Here is a 6,935-nt window from a genome sequence, read left to right on the forward strand (position 1 = left end):
CACTCCCCTCTCTCCCCATCTCCCACACCTCCCTATCTCCCCATTCCCTACCCATCTTTCCCCAATTCGCCAAGTAATCGCCGAATCACCCCTGCATCCTGGGCGTCAGGAACTTTGAGTAAATAAGTTTGTAAGTCTTGTGCGGCTTGGGGATAGTAGCCAAGCTGATAATATATCAAACCGCGATCGCGCAATTCTAAAGTTAAATCGGGAAACAGTAGTAAAATTCTTTCCACTGCTCCTAATGTTTTTTCTAACTTTTGCTGTTTTAGGTAAATAAACTTTAAATTTGTTAGCATCCTTGCCAAAAATTGCCGATTAGTTACCACAGCTAAAAATTCTGGTTGTAACGTCACCGGTTGCTGATAAAGCTGAGATAGTCTTTCTTGGCAATCTTCGGCAAATATTATTTCACCACTATTGAAAGCATCGACGAAAATTTCCATATCTGGAAGATCGGGACGAATCAAAAAGTGTCCCGGCATTCCTATACCCACCATTGGAAAATCAATCCGTCGTGCAATTTCTAAGTAAACTAAAGCTAAAGTAATGGGAATCCCCAATCGTCTATCAATTACGTCATTGAGATAACTATTACGTGGGTCGTAGTAGTCAATTTTATTACCAGAAAATCCTAAATCTTCGTATATATATTGATTAATAGTTTGAATCATTCGTAGAGGATATCGTTCTTGGGGCAGGCGTTCTTCCAGTTCCCACGCCATTGTATCAAGGGCGTTGAGATATTCCTCTGGGTCTAGGTCTGGATACTCTTCTTGTGCAATATATAAAGCTGCCTTTGCTAAATTTATTTCCTCGTCAGCCTGCTGAATCTCTTGATAAAAATATTGTCGCGCTAACGAGAAATTCATAAACTATAACTCGGTGGAGGTGTGAGGAGGAAGGGAAAGTGATATCAATTCAAGATTCACGCATTTAAAAGACTACATATCACAAAGATTTGTTCATAGAAGACTTTTAACTATTGACTGTCAACAACTTGAAGCTGTTGTTTATATTCTAGAGTTTTCTCAAGAAAAGTTTGTCGAACAAAACTCAGTTACTCTGATTTTCCGCTTTTTGTGCCTATTTTTATCTTATGAATATTCACTAAATTTGAAAACGTAGTTTGTACATAAATTTCATGAAATCAATCTATCCAAGGTATGAAAATAAATTTCAGACCTGCTTTTTCACAGCTACACCAACGGGGGGACAGTAGGCAGTACACAGTAGGGTTACACATTTAACTCTCACGTAGCAACTTATTTTCCCTGTTCCCTATTCCCCGTTCCCTGTTCCCTTTTAATGATTTATCTAATTCCGAAACGGCATTGAGAGCATTTGTATTAACTATTTGAATGAAATGGCATGGTACTGCTCTTTGTGGCGATCGCTGGGAAGAGCAGATTTTTTTATTCCCCAATGCGTGGAAATTAGGTAAAAAACACTACAGACAATAGTAGCAATTGTTCAACTAGCACCATACTGAAGTGCCACTTTTACAAGTGAGGCCAATTTTTGATCCCCAACCTCAGTCTTAAGAATCAATTTATGGCGTAGAGGGGGGGCGTTCAGTGCTAACCTGAAAGATGACATTGCTTAATCTTATGTCTTCAACGACCTTATCTGAAATATAGCTTCAATCATTAGGCGCAGCATGGTCACAACCGCAGAAAAAACAAACATAGGCTACATTACCCAAATCATTGGTCCAGTTGTAGACGTTAAATTTCCCGGCGGGAAATTGCCTCAAATCTACAACGCTTTGACCATCAAAGGCACCAACGAAGCTGGACAGGAAATTAACCTCACCATCGAAGTACAGCAATTGCTGGGCGACAACCAAGTACGGGCTGTTGCTATGAGTTCTACCGATGGTTTAGTGCGTGGTTTGGAAGTCGTCGATACAGGCGCTCCCATCAGCGTGCCAGTTGGTAAAGCCACCTTGGGTCGGATTTTCAACGTCCTTGGCGAACCTGTGGACAACAGGGGGCCTGTAAATGCTGAGGCTACCTTACCCATCCACCGTTCTGCTCCCAAATTCACTGACCTGGAAACCAAACCTTCGGTATTTGAGACTGGGATTAAGGTTGTTGACCTCCTGACTCCCTATCGACGCGGCGGTAAGATTGGTCTGTTCGGCGGTGCTGGTGTTGGTAAGACCGTGATCATGATGGAGTTGATTAACAACATCGCTACTCAGCACGGTGGAGTATCAGTTTTTGCGGGTGTGGGCGAACGTACCCGTGAAGGCAATGACCTCTACAACGAAATGATTGAATCTGGGGTTATCAACAAAGACAACCTTAACGAATCGAAGATTGCTCTCGTTTACGGTCAGATGAACGAGCCACCCGGAGCAAGAATGCGGGTTGGTCTGTCTGGTTTGACAGTGGCAGAGTACTTCCGCGATGTCAACAAACAAGACGTGCTGCTGTTTATTGACAACATCTTCCGGTTTGTGCAAGCAGGTTCGGAAGTATCAGCGCTGCTAGGTCGGATGCCTTCAGCGGTAGGATATCAGCCCACATTGGGTACTGACGTGGGCGAACTGCAAGAACGCATTACCTCCACTACAGAGGGTTCCATTACCTCAATTCAAGCGGTATACGTACCTGCGGACGACCTCACTGACCCCGCGCCTGCAACCACCTTCGCTCACTTGGACGGAACAACAGTACTGTCTCGCGGTTTGGCAGCTAAGGGAATTTATCCAGCGGTAGATCCCCTGGGTTCAACTTCCACCATGCTACAGCCAGGAATTGTTGGCGAGGAACACTACAATACTGCCCGTGCGGTGCAATCAACTCTGCAACGTTATAAAGAACTGCAAGACATTATCGCCATTCTGGGTCTAGATGAATTGTCTGAAGAAGACCGTCTAGTAGTGGCACGGGCGCGGAAAGTTGAGCGCTTCTTGTCTCAGCCGTTCTTTGTAGCAGAAGTATTCACCGGTTCTCCTGGTAAATACGTGAAGTTGGAAGACACCATCAAAGGATTCCAAAAAATTCTGTCTGGTGAGTTGGATGACCTACCAGAACAGGCTTTTTACTTGGTGGGCGATATTAACGAAGCGATCGCCAAAGCTCAAAAACTCAAAGGTTAGTCATTGGTCATTAGTCATTAGTCATTAGTGCAAATTCTAATGATTAATGGCTATTGCAAAAGACAACGGACAAAGGACAAAAGACAAATGACATTAACCGTTCGTGTAATTTCCCCAGATAAAACAGTCTGGGATGCCCCAGCTGAAGAAATAGTTTTGCCTAGCACTACCGGTCAGTTAGGTATTTTAACTGGACACGCACCTCTGTTAACTGCCCTGGATACAGGTGTGATGCGCGTCCGTGGAGCTAAAAATCAAAATTGGGAAGCGATCGCTCTTTTGGGTGGCTTTGCCGAAGTGGAAGAAAATGAAGTCACAATTCTCGTTAACGGCGCAGAACGTGGTGACAAAATTAACCTTGAAGAAGCCCGTGCTGCTTACAGCCAAGCAGAAGCACGTCTGACTCAAGTACCAGCAGACGATCGTCAAGCACAAATCCAGGCAAATCAAGCCTTCAAACGTGCCCGCGCTCGGTTTCAAGCCGCTGGCGGTTCAGTCTAACAATTTTGGATTTTAGATTTTGGATTTTAGATTTGCTTCAAAATCCAAAATCATCAAAAACAAAGACGCAAAGGCATTTTTATTGCTTCTGCGTCTTTTTTGCATCAAATCTTTTCCCTAGTCAGTAGGAAGTACTGAATAAAAAAATGAAATTCTTTACTCAGCACTCCTAACTCCTAACTCCTAACTCCTAACTCCTAACTCAGCACTCTCGATTACACCATTTCCGATGAAGCCTGTACTACTGGTTGCGGCTGCGGTTGGAACATGAACAATGAGTAAACTACATCTCGGCGAATATTCACCATCATATCCAAGAACAGTTCGTAGCCTTCGCTCTTATACTCAATCAGTGGGTCTTTTTGACCGTAACCGCGCAATCCTACTGATTCGCGCAAAGCGTCCATTTGTTGCAAGTGTTCTCGCCACAGGGTGTCGATGCGTTGCAAGATGAAGAAACGTTCGGCTTGGCGCATCAGTCCCGCTTGTACTTGGTCAATTTGCGCTTCTTTAAGGTCGTAAGCAATTCGCACTTGTTCGTGGAGGAAGAATTTAATCTCACTGACAGACATATCTTCCAATTGAGTAGCCTGCAAATCGGATAACAAGTACACGAATTCTTTGACTTTATCAACTAACTTTTCTAACTCCCACTCTTCGGAAGGTAAGTCTACGTTGATGTAGTAGTCAACGATGTCATCCATCGTCTTTTCAGCATACTTGATTACCTGTTCTTTCAAGTCTTGACCTTCTAACACCCGACGGCGTTCGGCGTAAATAGCACGACGTTGATTATTCATCACTTCGTCGTACTCAAACACCTGCTTACGGATGTCATAGTAGTAGGTTTCAACTTTTCTCTGGGCCCCTTCCAAACTGCGAGTTAGCATCCCCGATTCAATGGGCATATCGTCTTCAACTTTGAATGCTTCCATTAAACCAGCGACGCGATCGCCACCAAAAATTCGTAGTAAATTATCTTCTAAACTCAGGAAGAATCTTGTGGAACCAGGGTCGCCTTGTCGTCCGGCGCGTCCGCGTAACTGGTTATCAATCCGGCGGGATTCGTGGCGTTCTGTACCAATGACGTGCAAACCACCAAGTTCTACCACTTCATTATGCTCTCGCTCGGTGAATTGTTCGTATTCTTGCTTGATGCGCTTATAAGCTTCCCGCAATTTCTGAATTACCGGATCTGGCGTGGGAGCTTTTTCCGCCGCCACAGCTACCTTGTCTTCAGCTTCCAACTCCGGTAGACTTCGTTCGCCATACTCGCGTACAGCAGCTTCCACTGCTTCTTTGAGGATCTGTTCTGCTTCTTTTGTCAGCTGTGTGGGGAAAATTTCTGGTGAAGCCCGCCAGGTTTTGACTTTCCTCCCCGGAACGAAACCTTGGCCGCCGCCGTGTCCTGTAGGTAATCCAGCAGCTCTTTGCACGCCAAATGTATCTTCATCTTCTGGCATCACGATGCGGGGCATGAAATATTCCCGCAACTTCAAACGCGCCATGTATTCTGAGTTACCACCAAGGATGATATCTGTACCTCTTCCCGCCATGTTGGTGGCAATGGTCACAGCACCTCTGCGTCCTGCCTGAGCAACGATTTCTGCTTCCCGTTCCACGTTTTCTGGTCGGGCGTTGAGTAATTCGTGGGGAATTTCTAGTTGTTTGAGCAGTCTACTGAGATATTCAGATTTTTCTACACTCGTGGTTCCTACTAATACGGGTCTACCGAGTTCGTGCATTTCGGCACATTCTCTGGCGATCGCTCCCCACTTGCCTGTTTCTTTCTTAAAAACCATATCAGACAAGTCTTGGCGTTTTCTTTCCCGGTTAGTGGGAATTACTGTCACTTCAAGTTTGTAAATTTTTTCAAACTCTGGTTCTTCAGTTTTTGCCGTTCCCGTCATTCCACCCAATTTGGGATACAGCAAGAACAAGTTTTGATAAGTAATTGTTGCTAAAGTCTGAGTTTCCGGCTGAATTTCTACGTGTTCCTTCGCTTCAATTGCTTGGTGTAGCCCATCACTCCAGCGCCGTCCGGGTAGTACCCGACCGGTAAATTCATCCACAATTACCACTTCGCCATTGCGAACAATGTAGTTTGTGTCTTTCAGGAAAAGTTCTTTGGCTTTAATGGCATTAAAAACAAAGTGTGCCCAAGGATCTTCTGGGTCAAATAAATCTGTAACTCCCAATAGATTTTCTGCTTCTGCAAACCCTTCATCTGTCAACAGCACGTTACGAGCTTTTTCATCCACCTCATAATGCTCATCTTTTGTGAGAGTCTCTGCTATTTCAGCAGCTTGCAAATATTTTTCTGTAGGTCTTTCTACCTGTCCAGAAATAATCAGAGGTGTCCGTGCCTCATCAATTAAAATCGAGTCTACTTCGTCAATAACGCAGTAATTAAACGGGCGTTGCACCACATCTTTCATATCCGTGGACATGTTGTCCCGCAGGTAGTCAAAGCCCACCTCACTATTCGTCACATAAGTAATATCACAGTTATAATTTTTCTGGCGTTCCGTGGGAGTCATGCTGGACTGAATCAGCCCCACACTCAACCCCAAGAACCGATGCACCTGTCCCATCCACTCAGCGTCCCGACGAGCCAGGTAATCATTCACAGTAATAACGTGTACGCCTTTACCAGTCAAGGCATTCAAATAACTGGGTAAGGTGGCTACTAATGTTTTACCCTCACCCGTTTTCATTTCAGCAATTTGCCCTACGTGCAAAATGATACCGCCAAGTAGTTGGACATCAAAATGCCGTAAGCCTAAGACTCGGCGTGCTGCTTCTCGGATAACAGCGTAAGCTTCTGGCAAAATATCATCTAGAGTTTCGCCTTTAGCGAGTCTTTGTTTAAATTCTGGGGTTTTACCTTTTAAATCCTCGTCAGAAAGAGTATTAATTTCTTCCTCTAAAAGGTTAATTTCTGTGACGTAAGGTTGGTATTTTTTCAGCTTACGAGCGTTGGGATCGCCCAACAAAAGTTTTAGCATGGCAGGTTATCGAACTGAATCAAGGGGGATGGCAATTAAAGATTTGGCATTGATTATAAACATTTAACCCACTCAACAGTCTTAGTGGTAGATGGGTCTAAAATGAGAATTTGCTCAAAAACAGAAGAAAAACTAGTCAATCAGTTTCTTAAATGATTGGTTTTAATTCATATCTTATAATATTCACTCTTTCTTCATAGTATCATTTTGCCTCCAGATAGGGCATGGGCATTAGGCATGGGGCTTTCTAGGAAGTGTGGGAGGTGTGGGAGGTGTGGGAGGAAGGAGGGGGAAGCATAAATTCTCTTTCCCCCCAC

At 44.3% G+C, this 6,935-nt stretch carries 4 protein-coding genes; 2 read left to right on the plus strand and 2 right to left on the minus strand.

All coding sequences use genetic code 11. The features are described from left to right. Positions 1-47: 47 nt before the first annotated feature. Positions 48-872, minus strand: a complete 825-nt coding sequence (locus GNE10_RS30010) for a SirB1 family protein (RefSeq protein WP_185569414.1) — start codon at positions 870-872, stop codon at positions 48-50. Between the two features lie 788 nt (positions 873-1,660). Here GNE10_RS30010 and atpD point away from each other — a divergent pair. Continuing rightward, positions 1,661-3,109 (plus strand): F0F1 ATP synthase subunit beta, encoded by a 1,449-nt coding sequence (atpD, locus tag GNE10_RS30015; RefSeq protein ID WP_099067074.1) that lies wholly within the window; start codon positions 1,661-1,663, stop codon positions 3,107-3,109. An 87-nt stretch (positions 3,110-3,196) separates the two neighbouring features. Then, a complete protein-coding gene (atpC, locus tag GNE10_RS30020) occupies positions 3,197-3,610 on the plus strand; it encodes an ATP synthase F1 subunit epsilon (RefSeq protein ID WP_185569416.1) in 414 nt (137 codons plus the stop codon). 215 nt (positions 3,611-3,825) lie between these two features. On the opposite strand, the gene secA is transcribed toward atpC, so the two are convergent. Then, positions 3,826-6,618 (minus strand): preprotein translocase subunit SecA, encoded by a 2,793-nt coding sequence (gene secA, locus GNE10_RS30025; protein WP_185569417.1) that lies wholly within the window; start codon positions 6,616-6,618, stop codon positions 3,826-3,828. Between the last annotated feature and the right edge of the window lie 317 nt (positions 6,619-6,935).

The organism is Nostoc sp. 2RC, assembly GCF_014222165.1.
GTDB classification, from domain to species: domain Bacteria; phylum Cyanobacteriota; class Cyanobacteriia; order Cyanobacteriales; family Nostocaceae; genus Nostoc; species Nostoc linckia.